17 protein-coding genes are annotated in these 17,976 nt (G+C 66.8%); 9 read left to right on the plus strand and 8 right to left on the minus strand.

Annotated elements, in window-relative coordinates; genetic code table 11:
- On the plus strand, positions 1 to 1,209 hold a 1,209-nt coding region (locus tag ACOJTB_RS11800; RefSeq protein WP_420102714.1), incomplete at its 5' end, for a class II 3-deoxy-7-phosphoheptulonate synthase.
- An 86-nt stretch (positions 1,210 to 1,295) separates the two neighbouring features.
- On the opposite strand, the gene ACOJTB_RS11805 is transcribed toward ACOJTB_RS11800, so the two are convergent.
- A complete protein-coding gene (locus tag ACOJTB_RS11805) occupies positions 1,296 to 2,255 on the minus strand; it encodes an outer membrane protein (protein ID WP_420102715.1) in 960 nt (319 codons plus the stop codon).
- Positions 2,256 to 2,394: 139 nt separating this feature from the next.
- Here ACOJTB_RS11805 and gltX point away from each other — a divergent pair, with 139 nt between their 5' ends.
- Positions 2,395 to 3,732: a glutamate--tRNA ligase gene (gene gltX, locus ACOJTB_RS11810; protein ID WP_420102716.1), complete on the plus strand. Its 1,338-nt coding sequence runs from the start codon at positions 2,395 to 2,397 to the stop codon at positions 3,730 to 3,732.
- A 21-nt stretch (positions 3,733 to 3,753) separates the two neighbouring features.
- On the opposite strand, the gene ACOJTB_RS11815 is transcribed toward gltX, so the two are convergent.
- On the minus strand, positions 3,754 to 5,082 hold the full coding sequence (locus ACOJTB_RS11815; protein WP_420102717.1) for an MFS transporter: 1,329 nt from the start codon (positions 5,080 to 5,082) through the stop codon (positions 3,754 to 3,756).
- A 184-nt stretch (positions 5,083 to 5,266) separates the two neighbouring features.
- On the minus strand, positions 5,267 to 6,433 hold the full coding sequence (locus tag ACOJTB_RS11820) for a DUF2865 domain-containing protein (RefSeq protein ID WP_420102718.1): 1,167 nt from the start codon (positions 6,431 to 6,433) through the stop codon (positions 5,267 to 5,269).
- Positions 6,434 to 6,731: 298 nt separating this feature from the next.
- On the opposite strand from ACOJTB_RS11820, the gene ACOJTB_RS11825 reads away from it, so the two are divergent.
- Entirely contained in the window at positions 6,732 to 7,682 is a 951-nt protein-coding gene (locus tag ACOJTB_RS11825; RefSeq protein ID WP_420102719.1) for a phosphoribosylaminoimidazolesuccinocarboxamide synthase, read from the plus strand.
- A 25-nt stretch (positions 7,683 to 7,707) separates the two neighbouring features.
- Here ACOJTB_RS11825 and ACOJTB_RS11830 read toward each other — a convergent pair whose 3' ends face one another.
- Positions 7,708 to 8,205: a MarR family winged helix-turn-helix transcriptional regulator gene (locus ACOJTB_RS11830; protein ID WP_420102720.1), complete on the minus strand. Its 498-nt coding sequence runs from the start codon at positions 8,203 to 8,205 to the stop codon at positions 7,708 to 7,710.
- Positions 8,206 to 8,225: 20 nt separating this feature from the next.
- Positions 8,226 to 9,311 carry a TRAP transporter substrate-binding protein gene (locus tag ACOJTB_RS11835; protein ID WP_420102721.1) on the minus strand — a complete coding sequence of 362 codons (1,086 nt, stop codon included), beginning with the start codon at positions 9,309 to 9,311 and terminating at the stop codon, positions 8,226 to 8,228.
- Between the two features lie 74 nt (positions 9,312 to 9,385).
- On the opposite strand from ACOJTB_RS11835, the gene ACOJTB_RS11840 reads away from it, so the two are divergent.
- The 3 genes from ACOJTB_RS11840 (at position 9,386) to ACOJTB_RS11850 (ending at position 11,397) form a co-directional block, all read left to right on the plus strand.
- Entirely contained in the window at positions 9,386 to 10,207 is an 822-nt protein-coding gene (locus tag ACOJTB_RS11840) for a 2-keto-4-pentenoate hydratase (RefSeq protein WP_420102722.1), read from the plus strand.
- 90 nt (positions 10,208 to 10,297) lie between these two features.
- Positions 10,298 to 10,831, plus strand: a complete 534-nt coding sequence (locus ACOJTB_RS11845; protein ID WP_420102723.1) for a hypothetical protein — start codon at positions 10,298 to 10,300, stop codon at positions 10,829 to 10,831.
- A 56-nt stretch (positions 10,832 to 10,887) separates the two neighbouring features.
- Positions 10,888 to 11,397, plus strand: coding sequence for a CreA family protein (locus ACOJTB_RS11850; protein ID WP_420102724.1), 510 nt, complete (start codon positions 10,888 to 10,890; stop codon positions 11,395 to 11,397).
- A 9-nt stretch (positions 11,398 to 11,406) separates the two neighbouring features.
- On the opposite strand, the gene ACOJTB_RS11855 is transcribed toward ACOJTB_RS11850, so the two are convergent.
- Positions 11,407 to 11,727, minus strand: coding sequence for a hypothetical protein (locus ACOJTB_RS11855; RefSeq protein ID WP_420102725.1), 321 nt, complete (start codon positions 11,725 to 11,727; stop codon positions 11,407 to 11,409).
- 319 nt (positions 11,728 to 12,046) lie between these two features.
- On the opposite strand from ACOJTB_RS11855, the gene cysS reads away from it, so the two are divergent.
- The 3 genes from cysS (at position 12,047) to cimA (ending at position 15,862) form a co-directional block, all read left to right on the plus strand.
- Positions 12,047 to 13,546 (plus strand): cysteine--tRNA ligase, encoded by a 1,500-nt coding sequence (gene cysS, locus ACOJTB_RS11860; protein ID WP_420102726.1) that lies wholly within the window; start codon positions 12,047 to 12,049, stop codon positions 13,544 to 13,546.
- Positions 13,543 to 14,160, plus strand: a complete 618-nt coding sequence (locus ACOJTB_RS11865) for a PIN domain-containing protein (RefSeq protein WP_420102727.1) — start codon at positions 13,543 to 13,545, stop codon at positions 14,158 to 14,160. Before cysS ends, ACOJTB_RS11865 begins: the two co-directional genes overlap by 4 nt.
- Positions 14,161 to 14,263: 103 nt before the next feature.
- Positions 14,264 to 15,862 (plus strand): citramalate synthase, encoded by a 1,599-nt coding sequence (gene cimA / locus ACOJTB_RS11870; RefSeq protein ID WP_420102728.1) that lies wholly within the window; start codon positions 14,264 to 14,266, stop codon positions 15,860 to 15,862.
- Between the two features lie 84 nt (positions 15,863 to 15,946).
- Here the strand turns inward: cimA and ACOJTB_RS11875 are convergent, their stop codons facing one another.
- Both ACOJTB_RS11875 and ACOJTB_RS11880 read right to left on the minus strand, forming a co-directional pair.
- Positions 15,947 to 16,282, minus strand: coding sequence for a hypothetical protein (locus ACOJTB_RS11875; protein WP_420102729.1), 336 nt, complete (start codon positions 16,280 to 16,282; stop codon positions 15,947 to 15,949).
- A gap of 176 nt (positions 16,283 to 16,458) precedes the next feature.
- On the minus strand, positions 16,459 to 17,913 hold the full coding sequence (locus ACOJTB_RS11880; RefSeq protein WP_420102730.1) for a methyl-accepting chemotaxis protein: 1,455 nt from the start codon (positions 17,911 to 17,913) through the stop codon (positions 16,459 to 16,461).
- Positions 17,914 to 17,976 lie beyond the last annotated feature (63 nt).

Raw genomic sequence — 17,976 nt, forward strand, 5'->3', positions numbered from 1 at the left:
GAGGCCTTCCTGCTGCAGGGCGGTGATTGCGCCGAGAGCTTCGCCGAGCATTCCGCCGACAACATCCGCGACTTCTTCCGCCTGTTCCTCCAGATGGCGGTGGTGCTGACCTTCGCCGGCGGTTCGCCGGTGGTGAAGGTCGGGCGCATCGCCGGCCAGTTTGCCAAGCCGCGTTCTGCACCGACGGAGAAGGAGAACGGCGTCGAGCTGCCGAGCTACAAGGGCGACATCGTCAACGACATCGCCTTCACGCCCGAGGCGCGTGTGCCCGATCCGCGCCGCCAGCTCGAGGCCTACCGCCAGTCGGCCGCGACGCTGAACCTGATCCGCGCCTTCGCGACCGGCGGCTACGCCAATCTCGACAACGCCCATCGCTGGATGCTGGGTTTCGTCAAGGATTCGCCGGCCTCCTCGCGCTATAACGAGATCAGCGAGCGGATCACCGAATCCCTCGACTTCATGCGCGCCATCGGCATCGACCCGGAAGCGCATCCCGAGACGCGCACGACCGAGTTCTACACCAGCCACGAGGCGCTGCTGCTCGGCTACGAGCAGGCCATGACCCGCGTCGATTCCACGACGGGAGAATGGTACGACACCTCGGGTCATATGGTCTGGATCGGCGATCGCACCCGCCAGCTCGACCATGCCCATGTCGAGTTCTTCCGCGGCATCCGCAATCCGATCGGCCTGAAATGCGGCCCCTCGACCACGGTCGACGGGCTGCTGAAGCTGATCGAGGTGCTCGATCCGCAGAACCAGCCGGGGCGCCTCACGCTGATCGGCCGGTTCGGCGCCGACAAGGTGTTCGACAACCTGCCGGCGCTCGTGCGCGCGACCAAGCGCGAGGGCCTCAATGTCGTCTGGTCCTGCGATCCGATGCACGGCAACACGGTCAAGGCCGCCAGTGGCTACAAGACCCGGCCCTTCGACCTGATCATGGGCGAGGTGAAGAACTTCTTCGCCGTTCATCAGGCGGAAGGCACCCATGCCGGCGGCCTGCATCTGGAGATGACCGGCAAGAACGTCACCGAATGCACCGGCGGCGCGCGCGGCATGACCGATGCGGACCTCAATGACCGCTACCACACGGTTTGCGACCCGCGTCTCAATGCCGAGCAGGCGTTGGAACTCGCCTTCCTCGTCGCCGAGCTGGTCAAGCGCGAGCGCGCTGGCCGCGCCCGCCCCGAGGTCGAAGCGGCCGAGTGATCCGCTTCGTCGATGCCGGATAAGCGAAAGGCCGGGGCTGATGCCCCGGCCTTTTGTTCTGGAGCGCGATGCTGCCGCCTTGGCGATCAGAACTTCAGGCCGGCGCCGACGCGCGCCACGTCGACGATGGGCTGCACGCCCTTGTATTCGCTGAAATAGATCCGCTGGAAATCGGCCCGGAACAGGATGTTGTCGCCGAGCAGCGCATCGATGCCGGCGCCCAGCGCCAGCCCGGGCACATAGCCGGAGCTGGGCCCGCCGACGGTCGCGCTGCGCGAATTGGAAATGAAGGAGTTTCGGCCGCGATAAGGTCCGCGCACGGTGGTCAAAGTGCCTGTCGTAGGATCGATCGCGGTGATCCCCTGATAGCTGTCGTAGCTTTCGACGGTCGTGTAGCTGTAGCCGAAGGTACCGTTGGAGCGGATCTTCGCCAGCGCGGCGCCCATGGTCACATAGGGCATGATATTGCCATAGGCGTAGCCCGCCCTGGCTTTCAGAACGCCGAAATCATTGATCTGGTTGGCCGATTTCGCTGTGACGTTGATCAGGGTCTCGGTCCCGTAAGGCTCCTGCGTCGCGGTCGAGGCGACGGTGGTGCCGAAGATGTTGTCATAGACGATCGAGCGGCTGGTGGTCTGCTGAGACGAGAACTTGCCGCGTTGATACTCGCCTTCGATGCCCAGCACGGCATCGCCGAACTGCCAGTTGTACCCGGCGAACCCGCCGAAGACGTTCTTGTCCGAGCTCTGCTTACCAAGCGCGATCAGGTTTTCCGCATAGGGTTTGATCGCCAACGCGTTCAGCGCCTCGGTCGAGAGGTTCTTGTACTGGTTGTAGGCGTCGATATGCGACGAGCCATAGCCGGCACTGCCGCCGAGATAGAAGCCCTGCCAGATCGCGCCCGAAGCCATGTTGGGCGGCGGCGGTGCGTCTTCGATCTGCGAGCCTCGCAGCACGGGATAGTCGGCCGCCAGAGTGGGCGCCTGGATCATGGCGGTGGCCAGCGCAGCGAGCCCGAATGCGGGTGCGATGGAACGGATCTGCATCCTACTCTCCCCGGCGACCGTCGAACACGGAGATCGCCCGCATCATTCATGCCCCGGTAACCCTAACGGCCGGTTAATCGCGCTTTTCGAGCGCGATGGCCGGATTGTCGCTCCCCGTCAAAAGCGTCATAAGCCGCCCATGACACCGCTCGTCCGCTTCGCCCCGTCGCCCACCGGCTACCTGCATATCGGCAACGCCCGGCCGGCGCTGTTCAACTGGCTGTTCGCGCGCCGCCATGGCGGCCGCTTCCTGCTGCGCTACGACGACACCGACATCGCGCGCTCGAAGGTGGAATATGCCGAGGCGATTGCGGAGGATCTCGGCTGGCTCGGCATCGTGCCGGACCTCGTGATTCGGCAATCCGAACGGCTGGCGATCTATGACGCCGCCGCCGAGCGCCTGCGGGCCGCAGGACGGCTCTATGCCTGCTACGAGACAGCCGACGAGCTGGACCGCCGCCGCAAGCGCCAGCTCGCGCGCGGCCTGCCGCCGATCTACGACCGCGCCGCCCTGAAGCTGACCGACGAACAGAAGGCCGCCTTCGCTGCGGAAGGGCGTAAGCCGCATTGGCGCTTCCTGCTGGAGGCCGGCGAGATCGCCTGGGACGATCTGGTCCGCGGCCCGTCGCATGTCGATTGCGCGTCGCTGTCCGACCCGGTGCTGATCCGCGAGGATGGCAGCTATCTCTACACCCTGCCCTCGGTGGTGGACGATATCGAGACCGGCGTGACCCATGTCATCCGCGGCGAGGATCACGTCACCAACACGGCGGTCCAGGCGCAGATCTTCGCCGCGCTGGGCGCCGCCATGCCGGTCTTCGGCCATCACAACCTGCTCACCACCGCGAGCGGGGAGGGGCTCTCCAAGCGCCTCGGCCATCTCTCCCTGCGCGGCTTGCGTGAGAGCGGGGTCGAGCCGCTGGCGGTGGCGGCGCTGGCGGTGCTGGTCGGCACCTCCGATGCGGTGCGCCCGGTCGCGAGCCTCGACGAACTCGCCGGCCTCGTCGATCTCGCCCATGTCTCGCGCGCCCCCGCCAAGTTCGACGAGCACGAACTCGAGGCGCTGAGCGCCCGGACCCTGCACCAGATGCCCTACGAGGCGGTGGGGTCGCGCCTCGCCGAAAGCGGCATGGAGACGAGCGAGCCGCTCTGGCTCGCGATCCGCGGCAATCTGACGAAGCTCGGCGAGGCGCGGATATGGGCCGATATCGTCCGCGGCCCGATCCGCCCGGTCATCGCCGATCCGGCCTTCGCGGCGACCGCCGCTGGACTGTTGCCGGCCGAGCCCTTCGATGCGACCACCTGGAAAAGCTGGACGCAGGCCGTCGCGGCCTCAACCGGGGCCAAGGGCAAGGCGTTGTTCATGCCCCTGAGGCAGGCACTGACCGGACTCGATCACGGGCCGGAGCTGGCGGGGTTGCTGCCCTTGATCGGACGCGAGAAGGCGCTCAAGCGGCTGGCGGGCGAAAGCGCCTGAGCTCCGTCATCGGGCTATGCCTTACTCGTGGCGCTCCATCGCCGAGCGGTGCTTGGTGTCGCGCATCGTCGCATAAACCAGCAGCGACACGCAGATCATGCCGGCGAGATAGTAGAAGAACCACTGCTCGTGGCCGATCGACTTGAAATAGAGCGCGACCACCGGGGCGGTGCCGCCGAAGATCGAGACCGTCAGCGCATAGGGCACGGCGATGCCGGTGGCCCGGATCGCCGTCGGGAACAGCTCCGCCTTCACCACCGCATTGATCGAGGTGTAGCCGGCGGTAAAGATCCAGGCGCCGCAGATCAGTAGGAACGCCACAAAGGCCGATTTCGTGCCGGCCAGCGTCGTCAGGATCGGGACGGTCAGCAGCGTGCCGGCGACGCCGAAGAACAGCAGCACCGGCTTGCGGCCGATCCTGTCCGAGATCAGCCCGTAGATCGGCTGCAGGATCGAGGCGAAGATCAGCGAGCCGGCGATGACATAAGTGGTGGTGATGTCGGACAGCCCCACCGTCTGCTTCACGAAGGTCTGCATATAGGTGGTGAAGGTGTAGAAGGCGGCGGTACCGCCCGCGGTCAGCCCGACCACGATCGCGACCTCGCGCGGATAGCGCATGAGCGCCCGCAGGGAGCTTTCGCGCTTGATGCTGCCGGCGTCCTTGGCCTGTTTGAACGACGCCGTCTCATCCATGTGGCGGCGCATGAACAGCGCGATCACGGCCAGCAGCGCGCCGATGACGAAGGGAATGCGCCAGCCCCAGGCGACCAGCTGCTCATGGGTGAGGAAGACATTCTGCAGGAGGAGCAGGACGAGAATGGCGGTGAGTTGCCCGCCGATCAGCGTGACGTACTGGAAGCTGGAATAGAAGCCGCGATGCTCCGGATCGGCGATCTCGGTCAGATAGGTCGCGCTGGCGCCGTACTCGCCGCCCAGGCTCAGGCCTTCGATGAGGCGCGCGACGGCGAGCAGCACGGGCGCGACAAAGCCGATCGAGGCATAGGTCGGCGTAAAGGCGATGATGAGCGAGCCGAAGCACATCATCAGCACCGAGAGCGTCAGCGACAGGCGCCGCCCGTAGCGATCCGCGATATGGCCGAAGAGCCAGCCGCCGACCGGGCGCACGATGAAGCCGGCCGCGAAGAGCGTGGCGGCGTTGAGCTGCTGCACGACCGGGTCGTGCGAGGGAAAGAAATGCGGGGCGAAATAGAGTGCGAACGCCGTATAGGCGTAAAAGTCGTACCACTCGACCAGATTGCCGACGGAGCCGATGAAAATCGCCTTGATGCGTCGCTTCGCATCGTCGAAGGCAATCGGATGCGGATGGGTCGTCGTCTCGCTGTTCGCCATGGGTCCGCCTGAAGGCTGGAGGGCGTCAAAGGCGACCCGGCAAGCAGCGTGTCTGCGGGCCTGCATCCGACGGCGTCCGGAGGGCGCTGACCGCCTTATGCGACTCTCTGGGGCATGCGTCCAGCGCCGGGCTTTGCTTCGCCATGCGTGGACGCATGCGGTCGAGGCATGGAACCTCTGTGCCTCAGGGCCGCGCCAGTTGCGGGCTGAGATTGGGCGCCAGATTGGGAGCCACGATGCGCACGGTGCGGCGCTCGCCGGTGACGCTGCGCGATTCGCTCTTGAGGCCGTCCTTCTTGTCCAGCGTCTTCTCCTGGACCGTCTCGGGCCCGACGCCCGCCGATTCGGTGCCGGAGGTCGGAGAATTCTCGGACGGCATCGGCTTTTCCTCGGCCGCGTCCTGCGCACCCGCCGGGGCCTGCGCCTGTGCCGGGGCCGGCTGGCCCGCGCCGCGGCGCCGTGCCTCGGCCTTCGGATCGGCCTTCGGCCGCGACAGCTCGGCGGCGCGCTGTTCCGTCACGATGACGTCCCCCTTGCGCTTGTCGAGCAGGTATTCGGCGTTCTTCAGAGCCTCCGACCAGCTTTGTCCCTGGCCGCGGCAGGTGCAGCTGGCATCGAAGGAGCGCACATATTTCCCGGCATTGGGCAAAGAGGAATAGGGCTGGCCGGTGGAGCGGGAGGCGGCGTTCTGAATGTCGCCGCCCGCGCTCATGCCGAAGGCGGTTGTCTGCGAGCCCGGGCACAGCGCTTGGCACATCTCGTCGGCATTGCCGGTGTTGTTGGAAAGCGGGAAGAAAAACCCGTCGCAGCTGCGCACGCAGACCGTTTGCGGTCCGCCCAGGCGCGGCTTCTCGGGCTGGGTCACCGGCTGCTCGGTATCGAGTTCGGGAAGCGTCGAATCGACGCCGCCAGGGCCGGGGTCGCGCCCGAAGATGGTATCGAAGAATCCGCGTGGCCGCGCGCTGCAATTGTTGCTGATCGCCGCCGCCAGTTGCGCCCGGCGCTGCTCCACGCCGCCGCCCTGTGCCTGCCGCTGCAGCGCGCCGTACTGCGCTTCGAGATTGCCCATCTGCGCGCGGATGCCGGCGCATTGCGGCGGCGCGCCCTGACCGAACAGGGTGAAGCCCCGGTCGCAGCCCATTCCGCGATATTGCTCGCCGAGCTGGCCGAGCTGCGCGCCGATGCGTTGCGCGGCCTGAGCGGCGCGCGGATCGCCGCCCGCCCGTCCCTGAAGGCTTTCCAGCTCCGAACGCCAGGCGTCGCAGGAAGGCGACTGCGCCGCAGCCGGCCCGGCCAGGGCGGCCAGCGTCAGCAGGGTCATGCCGAGGCGTCGGGTCAGCAGCAGCATCATCGTGGGCCGGTCACGTCATCCAGTATCGCGGCGGTCTGGGGGAAACCGCGTCATGCCGTCGAGAACACCCGCCAAAGGCGACGGAACTAAGGAGCGGGCCTGCGGCCCATAGGCACGCGCCGGGCACCGAACCCCGCTTCCGCCATGCCATATTCGCCCCCGGGCAGCAATCGGGCCGTTGCCGCACCGGCAGCCGGTACGCGTGAAAAGGGTTCCCAGTGCTCGCCCCTTTGATCTAGAACGCCCGGGCCGGGGGCGCCCGGCCGTCCGATCTCCAGCCGCATGAGGCGTGCCGCGCATGTCCGACTATCTGCCGCTTCACGAAGCCGTCATTCCCGAGCTTCCGAACTATTACCGCGGCAAGGTGCGTGAGAATTACGATCTGCCCGATGGCCGCCGGATCCTGATCTCGACCGATCGGCTCTCGGCCTTCGACCGGGCCATCGCCTCGATCCCGCTCAAGGGGCAGGTGCTGACCCAGACCGCGCGCTACTGGTTCGAACACACGGCCGACATCTGCCCCAACCACGTGCTCGAATATCCCGACCCGAACGTCGTCGTCGGCAAGCGGCTGGAAATTCTCCCCGTCGAGATGGTGGTGCGCGGTTATCTCGCCGGGACCACCGGCACCTCGATCCTGACCATGTACAAGCAGGGCCGCCGCGACATGTACGGCATGACCCTGCCGGACGGGCTGAGGGACAATCAGGCCCTGCCGCAGCCGATCCTCACCCCAACCAGCAAGGCCTTCGACGGAGGCCATGACGAGCCGCTGTCCCCGGCCCAGATCGTCGGGAGCGGGCTCCTGACGCAGGCGCAGTGGGACGAGCTGGCGGCTTTCTCGCTCGCGCTGTTCGCGCGCGGGCAGCAGAAGGCGCAGGAGCGCGGGCTGATCCTCGCCGACACCAAATACGAGTTCGGCCTCGATGCCGATGGCCACATCCTGCTCGCCGACGAGATCCACACGCCCGATTCCAGCCGCTACTGGTTCGCGCAGAGCTATCCGGAGCGTTTCGAGGCGGGCGGCCGGCCCGAATCCTTCGACAAGGATTTCGTCCGCAGCTGGGTGGTCGAGCGTTGTGACCCCTATACGCAGGATCTGCCGCAGATCCCGCAGGAGCTGATCGACCAGACCTCTTCGGTCTATGTCCGTGCCTACGAGACCATCACCGGCCAGGCCTTCGACTATCCGCCCCCGGGCGAAGACCCGCAGGCGCGCATCCGGCGCAATCTCGCGAAATATTTCTGAGGCAGCGGCCTCGCGCGGGCAGCGCTTAAGAGCCGTCTTCTTCCCGATAAGTGCCGGCCAGATGCCGCCCGCGCTCGGTCAGCGTCGACAGCACGCGCTCGAAGGTCATCAGCTCCTCGGCGGGGATGCCCTCGATCCAGCGCGCCTCGAAACCGAGCGCCAGCGGCACGATCTGGTCATAGATGCGCTTGCCGGCCGAGGTCAGCTCCACGAAGGATTCGCGCCGGTCCTGCCGGTTCTCGGAGCGTGAGACGAGGCCGCGCTTCTCCAACTCCGTCACCGCGCGCGAAACCTTGGTCTTGTGCATCTGGGCGAGCTCGCCGATGTCGCGCGAGGTCAGCTTGCCGAACTCGCCCAGCTGCGCCACGACGCGCCATTCGGGAATGCCGATGCCGAAATGCTCGCCATAGATCCGGCCCAGCGCCCGGCTCGCGAAGGAGCCGACCACATTGAGCCGGTAGGGCAGGAAGCGCTCCAGCCGGAGCGCCTGCTTGCTGGGTTCGTCTGGCGGCTTGGTCGACATCGGTTTTTCGCCCCCCGGTCTCAGCGCGCCTTCAGGCGGTTCATGAAGGTGTCGTAGGAGAGCTCGCCCAGCTGCCACCACAGCAGGTTCTCGCCGCGGAACGCCACCATCGAGTCATAGCCCTTCTTGAAGTCAGCGTTCTTGGCGCCGGTCTCCGCATAATATTCCTCGGCCGCCTTCAGCGCGGCCTCCATCACCGGCAGCGGGAAGCCGCGCAGCTGCGCGCCCTGCGCCACCAGACGGCGCAGCCCGCCCGGATTGACGAAGTCGTACTTCGCCAGCATCCAGTTGTTCGCCGCCTCGCAGGCCTGCTGGACGATGGCCTGGTAATGCTTCGGCAGCTTGCCCCAGGCCTCCTTGCCGATGATGAGGTGCAGCATCGCGCCGCCCTCCCACCAGCCGGGATAGTAGTAATATTTGGCGACGCGGATGAAGCCGAGCTTCTCGTCGTCATAAGGCCCGACGAACTCGGCGGCGTCGATCGAGCCGCGCTCCAGCGCCGGATAGACGTCGCCGGGCGCGATCTGCGTCGGCACCACGCCGAGCTTGGCGAGCACCTGGCCGCCCATGCCGCCGATGCGGAACTTCAGCCCCTTGAGGTCGTCGACGCCCTTCAGCTCGGTGCGGAAGAAGCCGCCCATCTGGCAGCCGGAATTGCCGCAGGGGATCGAATAGGCGTTGAAGCGGTCGAGCACGCCGTTCACGATCTGCTCGCCGCCGCCGAAATACCACCAGCTGTGCTGCTGGCGGGCATTCAGCCCGAAGGGGATGCCGGTGCCGAGCCCGAGCGTCGGATCCTTGCCGATGTAGAAATAGGTCGGCGAATGCGCGCATTCGACCGTGCCGCTCGAGACCGCATCGAGCGCCTGCAGGCCGGGCACGATTTCGCCGGGCGCGAAGACCTGGATCTCGAAATTGCCGTCGGTCGCCTCGGAGACGAGTTTCGAGAATTGCTGGGCCGTGCCGAAGATCGTGTCGAGCGACTTCGGAAAGCTGGAGGTCAGCCGCCATTTCACCTGCGGCTGCGACTGGGCGAGCGCCGGCATGGCGATGGGCGCTGCGGCGGCCGCCAGAACACCGCTTTTCAAAAACGACCGACGTTCCATTATGCTCTCCTCCCGCGGCTTTTCCGAAAGCCCGTTGCCGCCTTATTGGCGTGTCCCGGAAGGAATGAAAAGAGATGAAACTCGCTTCTCTGCCCCATGGCCGGGACGGCCGGCTCGTTATCGTCTCGCGCGACCTCACCCGCGCGACCGATGCCTTTCCCGTCGTGCCCACACTGCAAGGCGCGCTGGACGACTGGGAGCGGATCGCCCCGCGCCTCGCCGATCTCGCCGAAGGGCTGGAGCATGGCGCGGTGCCGTCCTTCCGCTTCCACGAGCATGACTGCGCGGCGCCCCTGCCGCGCGCCTATCGTCGCCTCGTCACGGCAGGGGAGGGGACACCCGTCGAGGCGCCGGGCGACGTCTCGGTCGGCCCGCGCCAGGCGGCGCGGCTCGCCGGGGAGGAGGGCAGCGGCTGCGCGGCAGGGCTTGCGCTGATCACCGACGCCGTCCCAGCCGGTGCCGATGCGGCGGAGGCCTTCGGAGCCGTGCGGCTGCTGCTGCTCACCTGCCATGTGAACCAGATGAATCAGGATGGGAGCCCCGCCGGCCAAGCCGCTGGAATGATTCGGGGTCCAGCGCCGATGACACTCTCGCCGGTGGCCGTGACACCCGACGAACTCGGGAGTGCCTGGGCCGATGGCGGCCCCGACCTGCCTCTCCACCGCCTGCTCAACGGCGCGCTCACCCCCATTCCGCTGCCGCTAGCGATCGGGCCCCTGCTGGCACGCGCAGCCTCGGCGCGCGCCTTGAGCGCCGGCACGGTGGTGGAAATTCTTCCCGCCGCGCCGGTGCCCTCTGCCCTGCGCTTCGGAGACACCGTTCGCGTCGAGATGAAGGACGGCGCCGGCCATTCCATCTTCGGCGCGATCGAGCAGGAGATCCTGCCTCTGGCCTGATCGCGGCCTTTTGGCCGCGTGACACGCTTGGCGCAGCGCGGCGTGGCGGATAACCTGCGGCATACAACTCCAGCAGCGAGAGCCCTGAGCATGATCGACCCGGTGCCGTTCTATGCGACGACGATCCCGCTCGCCTTCTTCGTCTGGGGGCCCGTCTTCGTCGTGGCTCTGTATTGGCTCGTCGGCTTCTGGTCGAACCGGCAGGGCGTACCGCGCATGCTGGAAAGCGACTGGGACGGCTACAGCGTCGCCGATGTCGAGAAGCTCTTCGGCCTTTATGGCGAGACGACGCGCGCGCGCTATCGCAACCGGGTGCTGCCGGCCGACATCGCTTGCGCCTTCACCTATGCGATCGTCGGCGGCCTGATCGTGGCCGGCCTCGCCATGCGCGGGCAGCCCTGGTGGCTCGCCGCCCTGTGCGGCGGCGGCTGGCTGATCGGCGGACTCTGCGACGTCGCCGAGAACCTCGCCGTCGCCCGGCTGCTCGATCGCTATCCCAGCGTCGCCGAGGGCGATGTCGCCTTCGCCAGCGGCATGACGCGGCTGAAGCTGGTCTTCTTCGTGCTCGGCCTGATCGGCGCGCTGGTGGCCGCTTGGCTGGTGTTCAAGCCTCTGGCGGCCTGACCAACGCATCGCCATATCAGGTGCGTCGCCGAGACCCATCGAGGATGTCGAACACCATGCGCCTGCCCGTGATCCTGTCTGCGGTCGCCGCCCTCTGCCTCGCCGCGGCCATGCCCGCCGCCGCGCAGGAGGATCTGATCTTCAAGAAATCGACCGTCTGGAAGGCTCTGACGCCGGATGACAAGCTCGCCGTCTACGGGGTCGATGATCCGATCGTCGAAGGCGTCGCCTGCCATTACGCCGTGCCCGAGCGCGGCGGCGTCAAGGGCATGTTGGGCGTCGCCGAGGAAGCCTCCGACGCTTCGCTGGCTTGCCGGCAGATCGGGCCGATCAAGTTCAAGGACAAGGCCGAGCAGGGCGACGTAGTCTTCCGCGAGCGGCGTTCGCTGATCTGGAAGAAGATGCAGATCGTTCGCGGCTGCGACGCCAAGCGCAACGTGCTGGTCTATCTGGTCTACACCGACAGGCTGATCGAGGGCTCGCCGAAGAACTCGACCTCGACCGTCCCGATCATGCCTTGGGGGGCGGCGACCGATATCCCCAAATGCTCCGACTGGATTCGCTGAACCAGGCCGTCAGCCGCCGCAGGTGATGCTCAGCGGCTGCTCGGTCGCGGCCGGGCGCGACACCGTCCCGGTGAAATCGGCCTTGTCCGCGACCCCATAGGCGACCGCCTTGCCGAAGCCCTGCGCCTCGCACCAGGCATTCGCAACGATCTTGCCGCATTCCGATGCGGTGCTGATGCAGTCGGCGACGCCGTAACCGTCGCTGGCGGGAATGAGGAAGGTGCGCGGCCCGGCAGACGCCGCGGTCGTCTTCGTCGCCGGCAGAACCGACAGCGAAACGCCGGCGGCGACGATTCCGAGCAGTCCGAGAAGGGCTACGGCGCGGCGCATGCGGAGGCTTCCTGTTGTCACGGGCCAGCAACCCGAGACTCGGGAAGATGGTTCCGGGCCGTTAAAATTGCGTGAATTGCGGCGGCAATGTTGCGGCGCAGCAAGGCGGGCGCCCTCTTGACGGACGTGTTGCATAAAGGCAATCACTGAACGTCATGACGCGAGCCGCCATCCACAACCCGATTTGCTTGATTTGCCGCTAGCTTTCGCTGGCCGGCTGCTCACGTCCTCGTCCTGAAAACGAACCGACAAAAGCGCCCCGGCCAGCGGCCAGGTCGTTACCCGTTTCGCTTTCGCTCGTTTTCAGGATTGTCACCCGATGTCGCCGACCCTCAGGCTCTACAACACGCTGACGCGGACGAAGGAGGACTTTGTCCCCATCGATCCGCAGAATGTGCGGATGTATGTCTGCGGCCCGACGGTCTACGACTACGCCCATATCGGCAATGCGCGCCCGGTCATCGTCTTCGACGTGCTCTATCGGCTGCTGCGGCACCTCTACGGGCCCGAACACGTCACCTATGCCCGCAACCTCACCGACGTGGACGACAAGATCAACGCGCGCGCCGCCCGCGACTATCCCGATCTGCCGCTGAACGCGGCGATCGCGAAGGTCACGGAAGGGACGACGGCGCAGTTCCACGCCGATATCGACGCGCTCGGCACGTTGCGCCCCGATGCCGAGCCGCGCGCCACCGAGCATATCGAGGAGATGAAGGCGATCATCGAGCGCCTCATCGCCCGCGGCGTCGCCTATGTCGCGGAAGAGCATGTGCTGTTCCACGTTCCGGCCGTGGCGCATCTCGCGGGCGCCCCGAAATACGGCACGCTGGCCCGCCGCTCTCTCGACGAGATGCTGGCCGGGGCCCGCGTCGACGTCGCGCCCTATAAGCGCGACCCGATGGATTTCGTGCTCTGGAAGCCGAGCCGCGACGGCATCGACCCCGGTTGGCCTTCTCCCGCCGGCATCGCGACGCCCGGCCGGCCGGGCTGGCATATCGAGTGCTCGGCGATGTCGATGGCGAAGCTGCTGGCCCCCTTCGGCGGCGGCCTCTCCTGCGATGATCCGTCGAAAAACGTCTTCGACATCCATGGCGGCGGCATCGATCTCGTCTTCCCGCACCACGAGAACGAGATCGCCCAATCCTGCTGCGCCTTCGGCGGCGCGGACGGGGCCGGGCGCATGGCGAACATCTGGATGCACAACGGCTTCCTGCAGGTCGAAGGCGAGAAGATGTCGAAAAGCCTCGGCAACTTCGTGACGATCAACGAATTGCTGGCGACGGACACTTTCGGCGGGCGGAGCTGGAGAGGGGACGTCCTCCGTCTGGCGATGCTCAAGACGCATTACCGCCAGCCGATCGACTGGACGGAGCGCAGCCTATTGGAAGCAGAGCGCACTCTGAACTCGTGGGGCCGTGTCTGGGCACCCGATCAGCGGCCCCAAATCGAGATTCCCGAGGTCGAGCTTGCGCTCTGCGATGACCTGAATACAGCAGCGGCAATCGCCGCTCTGCATAAGGTTTACAACGATGCTGAACGCGGCGACGCAGCCGCTGGTAGACGCTTGACCAGAACTCTGCTGGCCTTGGGATTTGGCGATCTGTTCCGTGGGAGCGCCGGTAGCTTCGGACTCACCGATTCCGAGAAGGCTCAGATCGAAGCACTCGTCACCGCCCGCCTCGAAGCCCGCCGCACGAAGAACTTCGCCGAATCCGACCGCATCCGCGACGAACTCGCCGCCATGGGCATCGCCCTCAAGGACGGCAAGGACCCGCAGACCGGCGAGCCGACCACGAGCTGGGAGGTGAAGCGATGATGACGCGCGCCTCGCGCGAGCCGATCGTCGTCGCCGACGCCGGGCCGCTGCTGCGCCTGGCGGCGGCCGGCTTGTTGCCGATGCTGGCCCGCCTCAACCGGCGCATCGTCCTGGTCGATCGCGTCGAGGACGAGCTCGTCGGCGATGCGTCCAAGCCCTATGCCGAGGAGATCCGCCGCTGGGTCGCGGCGGAGGGCGATGCTCTTTTGCGGGTATCGACCATTGTGGGCGAGGGGATCGCGTCCCTGCGCCGCCGCTCGCGCACGCCCGAGGAGGAAGCGCGGTTGAAATCCGGTCTTCGCAATTCGGGCGAACTCGCCCTGCGCGAATTCGTCGATCACTGGCGCCCGGACGACGTCTCGTCGGCGGTCGTGCTCTATGAAGATCGCAAAGTGCCGGGGCTGTTTCTGGAAGTCGACTATCCGGTCACGCTGATGACCACCCGCGCTTTCGTCCGCACCGTCGCATCATGGGGCGTCAACACCGACGCGCCGGCCGCGCTCGAAGCGATCGCCACCCAATATGATCTCAAGCCGGCGATGGTCGGAGAGATCGATCCCGAAACCCCTGTCGATCTGCGCCGTCTGCCGCAGCCCATGAACGAAACGCCATGACCCCCAACATCCGCCCCGTCGGCACGCTCTCCATCGCCATCAAGCTCGTCATGCTCGCCATGGTCGTTCCGCGCGTCGTGCGCTTCAAGATGAGGCGTGAGCAATGAGCGCCGCCCGGATCCATCTGTTCGACACGACCCTGCGCGACGGCGCTCAGACCACCGGCCTCGATTTCTCGCTGGACGACAAGCGCGCGGTGGCGAGCCTGCTCGACCGGCTGGGCGTCGACTATGTCGAGGGCGGTTATCCCGGCGCCAATCCGCTGGACACGGCGTTCTTTGCCGAAAAGCCGACGAAGACGGCGAAATTCGCCGCCTTCGGCATGACCAAGCGGGCAGGGCGCTCCGCGGCCAACGACCCCGGCATCGCCGCGCTGCTGGAGGCGAAGGCGGATGCCATCGTCTTCGTCGCCAAGAGCTGGGACTACCATGTCCATGTCGCGCTGGAGATTTCGCTGGAGGAGAACCTCGCCGGCATCGCCGAGAGCGTCGCGGCGGCGAAGGCCGCCGGGCGCGAGGTGATGCTGGATTGCGAGCACTTCTTCGATGGCTACAAGGCCAACCCGGATTACGCGCTGGCCTGCGCCCGTACTGCTTATGAGGCGGGCGCGCGCTGGGTGGTGCTCTGCGACACCAATGGCGGCACGCTGCCGGACGAGGTCGGTGTCATCGTCACCGAGGTCGCCAAGGTGATTCCCGGCGATCATCTCGGCATTCACGCGCATGACGATTGCGGCTGCGCCGTCGCCAATTCGCTGGCGGCCATCGAAGCCGGCGCGCGCCAGATCCAGGGCACGCTGAACGGGCTGGGCGAGCGCTGCGGCAACGCCAATCTGGTCACGCTGATCGGCGCGCTGAAACTCAAGGAGCGCTATCGCGACCGTTTCGCGCTCGGCGTCAGCGAGGCGCAACTGGCCGACCTCTCCCATGTGTCGCGGGCTCTGGACGAGATGCTGAACCGCGCGCCGAACCGGCACGCTCCCTTCGTCGGCGCCTCGGCCTTCGCCACCAAGGCGGGCATCCACGCCTCGGCCGTGCTGAAGGATCCGCGCACCTATGAGCATGTCGCGCCCGAGACGATCGGCAACACCCGCAAGGTGCTGATCTCGGACCAGGGCGGCAAGTCGAACCTCGTCGCCGAGCTGGAGCGCATCGGCGTCACGCTCGGGCGGGACGATCCGCGCCTCGGCCGCGTGCTGCAGGAGGTGAAGGACAAGGAGGCGCAGGGCTACGCCTTCGAGGGCGCCGATGCCTCCTTCTTCCTGCTGGTGAAGCGCATTCTCGGCGAGGTGCCGGATTATTTCGCGGTCGAACGCTTCAAGGTGAATGTCGAGCGCCGCTACAACGCGCTGGGCGAACTCGTCACCTTCTCCGAGGCGACCGTGAAGGTGAAGGTCGGCGAGGAGGTTCTGATTTCGGCGGCGGAGGGCGATAGCGGCCCGGTCAATGCGCTCGACATCGCCCTGCGCAAGGATCTCGGACGCTACCAGTCGTTGATCGGCGGCCTGCGCCTGCTCGACTACAAGGTCCGCATCTTCCAGGGCGGCACCGACGCCGTCACCCGCGTTCTCATCGAATCCGGTGACGAAAGCGGCGAGCGCTGGACCACGGTCGGCGTCAGCGCCAACATCATCGACGCCTCGTTCCAGGCGCTGGTGGACTCGATTACCTACAAGCTGGTCAGGGTCGGCGCGACGGCGTGAGCGCCGCGCCTGATATGACAACCGCGCCGTCTTCCCGGATCGGCGCGGCTTCGGCGACTGTTAGGGATTGCCGGAGAGCCTCGCTCACTCCGTCAGCCGAATCACCCGTTCCCGGCAGAAATCCATGTCGCCGCCGGTTTCGGACTCGTCGGCGAACACGCCCTGCACGGTGTAGGCGCAGCCCTTTGCTTTGGTCAGCCGCAGCGTCGCACTCTTGCCCGGCGCCAGCGGCTTGGCCAGCTTGGCGACGAGAACCGGCTGCTCGCTGGCCGTCGCGATCTCGAACGCGGTGAGCGGGACGGCCCGCTGGTTGGTCACCGTCACTTGCGCGACGGGCTTCTTGGCCTGTGCGAAGGCGGGCAGGGCGCCAGCCAGAACGGCCGCGCCGAGCCCGGCGGCGATCAGGATACGAGATGCCATGGTCGTGTCTCCCTTTGACGAACTCTGTCGGCTCGTCACGGGACCAGACACCTTCCCCTTGGCGAGAGCAAGGCACAGGCGTCGCCGGTGGCCGGCCGGCAGTGGCGAGCCTCGGCTCTATCCGCGCGCGATGGCGCCCGGCGTGGGGCTGCGGTCGCGCGCTCCTGAGCGATGCGTCAGGCGGCGCGCCGGCGAGTGGCGGGCTGGAAGGAAGCCGATGCGCCGGACCCGCTCTCGCTGCGGAACGCGGCGGTCAGCGCACTCAGCTCGTCCATCCGCTGCTCGAGTACGGCCACGGCAGCGGCGCTTTCCTCGGCCAGGCTCGCATTGCGCTGGGTGGTCTCGTCGAGATGGGCGACGGTCTGGCTCATTTCCTCGATGCCCCGCGCCTGCTCTGCGGCGGCGATCGAAATTTCGCTGACCGTTGCCGCAACGCCGCGCGCCAGCGAAACGATGTGCGAGAGCTGTTCGCCGGCCGCGCCGACCAGCTTGACGCCCTCTCCGACCTCGCCATTGGACGAGGAGATCAGCGCCGCAATGTCCTTGGCCGCTTCGCCGGAACGTTGCGCGAGCGTGCGCACCTCGGAGGCGACGACGGCGAAGCCCTTGCCCGCATCTCCGGCGCGAGCCGCCTCGACCGCGGCGTTCAGCGCCAGCAGGTTGGTTTGGAACGCGATGTCGTCGATCACGCGGATGATGTCGGAAATCTTGTGCGATGCGGCTTCGATCCGCGCCATCGCATCGACGGCGCGCTGGGCGATGTCGCCGCCGGCCTCGGCCGCCTTCATCGCTTCGCTGCCGCTTTCGGCCGCCTGTTTGGCGGAATTTGCCGTCTGCTTGACGGAAGCCGCCAGCTGCTCCGTGGTCGCGGCCGTTTCCTCCAGAGCGGAAGCCTGCTGCTCGGTCATGCCGGACAGATCGCGCGAGCCTTCGGCGATCTCGGCAGCCGTTGCGCGGGTCAAGGCCACGGTCTGGCCGACGGCGCCGATCGCGCGGCCGAGCTTTTCGGCCGCCTCGTTGAACGATAGTTTCAGCGCCTCAGCCTTGGCAGGCATCGCGGCCGTGATCCGCGCGGTGACATCTCCGTCCGCCAGGGCCGCGAGCGCCGCGCGAATGACGCCGATGGCTTGGCCATCCTCTTCCATGGACTGCTGGGTCGCGAGTTCGGCCATCTTCTGATCATGGACGTCGGTGAGGGAGCCGCAGGCGCGGACCGTCGTGCCGTCCTCCATGTATTTGCATCCGCCCGTGGCCCGGAACCAGCGGTAGCTGCCGTCGCGGATCTTGAGGCGATAGATGACGTCATACCGAGTGCCGCCGCTTCTGTCCTGCAGATGACCGCCAAACGCGGCGAAGGTGGAGGCGACATCATCCGGATGCAGCCGGTCCGACCAGGACTGCACGACATTCGGGAATTCCGCCTCGGAGGTGTAGCCCAGCAGACGACGCAGTTCGGCGGACCACGTCCAGCGGCTGGCGGCATGCATGGCATCGCCCTGGTGGAGCACCGCTTCCCACAGGCCGACGCCGGCATAGCGATCGAGGAGCTCCGACCGCTCGCGCAGTTCCCGATAGGCCTGGGCTTCCGCCAGATCCACGACCGGCTCCGCCTTCTTTTTCCCGAACAGCATCGTTCCCCCTTGGTGCTTATGGTGCTGACCTTTGGTTATGGGAAGGCATGGTTAATGGCTGCT

Source organism: Allobosea sp. (genome assembly GCF_048595345.1).
Classification (GTDB): Bacteria; Pseudomonadota; Alphaproteobacteria; order Rhizobiales; family Beijerinckiaceae; genus Allobosea.